Origin of the sequence: Holdemanella sp. DFI.5.55, from assembly GCF_020593575.1 — a bacterium.
In the GTDB taxonomy this organism is placed as follows: Bacteria; Bacillota_I; Bacilli_A; order Erysipelotrichales; family Erysipelotrichaceae; genus Holdemanella; species Holdemanella hominis.
The window spans coordinates 1-2,140 of sequence record NZ_JAJDMK010000140.1 but is presented as its reverse complement, the minus strand read 5'-3'; the positions used below and the strand labels follow the sequence as shown (position 1 = coordinate 2,140).

The window sequence follows — 2,140 nt, the reverse complement described above, 5'->3', positions numbered from 1 at the left end:
AGTTTAAATTCTGCCGCCCCTTATCAAACCATACGTGCCCTATTAAGGCATACGGCTTACCAATGTGAGTTACATTTTAGAAAAGACTTAAATGTTGTGATTCGACTTATTTAGTGTATGCATACTGAAAGAACCTCTTTTTCCTCTGAGAAGAGGTACTTTTCTTTTTATTGGAATCCATCAATAAAATAAAATCATCAATGTTAATTCCAGGGAAAACTATTTGAGCCTTCATATACGCACCTGTAACTAGACCCATACATTTTATGAAAAACTTGTTATCATATTTGACAGTTAATAATTTACCTTGTGCTTGTCCACCATGTTTCTTTCCGCGGCATGAGAAACTTACTCGTAGTCTTTGACGCACATAACCATCTAATTTGGTTATATCAAGAGCAGGTATGCCATGCATAACTCGCCCGCGTTCGTTAAGTAACAGTCTGATTTCTCGTGCAACTTGAAAAGGAATAAGGAAGTAATTAAACTTACCTCTTATGACTGGGTTTAAAATCTCTGTCCACTTCTCAAAGGAGTATGTACAACTCTTCTTGGTGACAGATTTAATATCACTCTTAAACTTCTTTAACGATTTTACGGATGGTCCAAACGTGTAATAGACATGTCTATTTTTAGACATTTTTAAATGGTTGAACGTAAAACCTAGGAAATCAAAGTCTTTCTCGTGAAAATCAATATCATCACTTTTATCTTCTGCCAATTCAAGGCCTAGACGTTGTAACGTTTCATGAACTATGACTTTGGCTTTTTCCAAATCTTCCTTTGTTTGACACATGACTATCGAATCGTCAGCATACCTCACGAATTCAAGATTTGCTTTTGTTAGTTCCCAGTCAAGTTCATTCAAATAGATGTTCGCCAATAGTGGAGAAATAACTCCACCTTGTTGTGTGCCACTTGCGTTTTCATATCGTATTTCATCTTCCATGTACCCTGCTTTAAGTGTTTTCCAAATCATGTCTAGTACTGTTCCATCTGACACATACTTGTTGATAACTTTCATAAGTTTCTTGTGAGGTATATTGTCGAAGTAACCTTTTATATCAAAATCATAGATATATAGATATCCACTTTCTAATCTAGACACAATTTTCTTGATGGTTAACTTAACATCTCTGTTAGGTCTGAATCCACAGGAATTGTCGTGAAATACGTTTTCTTCAAAGAAGGGCTCAAGTTTAGTGACCAGTGCTTGTTGCACGACCCTGTCTTTAATAGTTGGTATTCCTAAAGGTCTTAACTTTCCATTTTTCTTCGGTATATACTTTCGTCTTACTGGAGAAGGCTTGTACGTCTTTGTTCGAAGTTCATTCAAAATCAACTCTATGTTTTCATCTAAATTTTCCTCAAACACTTTGATACTGACTTTATCAATACCGGCACATCCCTTGTTCTTCTTCACTTTACGAAAAGCTTCTGTAAGAACATCTTTGTGTAGTATTTTTCCATACACACTAAATAATTTGAATTTTAATGGTTCATTCATAATGTCTTTTCTTATCTCCTTTCCACTGTCATGTAATATCTTTTAAGGTTAATACGAATATTCTTAAAATTTGCACTTACACAACTACATCTACTCAAAGCTCACAAGGTGTTACCACTTCGCTCCATTATATTTCTATAACTTCTTCGCTACTATTAGTAACTCTGACTTCTCCGTACACTATCCGTCACTTCGCTACGCTTATAGATGGTAGTCCATTAAATACGGAGACCTCACAGGATCATCTGTGCCTTCCCTTGAACTCATGCTTCCTGCTTTCACATCCAGTATTAACAGATATCGATATAGTCATTGGTATCTATTCATAGGATTTCTGCTTTTTTCCGCAGCATCATCAATACTGAACGCCACATGTGCATTGATAGATTGGTGCCTGAGTTCTCGCTTTAACTCCCTTCACACACTCCCTCACGAGAATGCATTGAGTATGGCTTACTACTTGGCTATATCCTTAGTAGACAAAGTATTTCAACATTGTTGGGACTGTTTTACTTCAATGACTTTTGTATAGTGTTACGAGTATCTTGTACTTTATTGTCTCTAAAATAAAACAGTTGATAATCGGTGATTGATTATCAACTATAAGCACGACTGCCTGTCGTACAGAAAAGC

At 35.9% G+C, this 2,140-nt stretch carries 1 protein-coding gene; it reads right to left on the bottom strand.

From position 1 onward, the window contains the following. Positions 1–106: 106 nt before the first annotated feature. Entirely contained in the window at positions 107–1,507 is a 1,401-nt protein-coding gene (ltrA, locus tag LJE08_RS13355) for a group II intron reverse transcriptase/maturase (protein WP_227403496.1), read from the bottom strand. Between the last annotated feature and the right edge of the window lie 633 nt (positions 1,508–2,140).

Excerpts from the sequence above, each read along its gene's own strand:
- ltrA (WP_227403496.1), bottom strand. The coding sequence starts at position 1,507 with ATGAATGAACCATTAAAATTCAAATTATTTAGTGTGTATGGAAAAATA.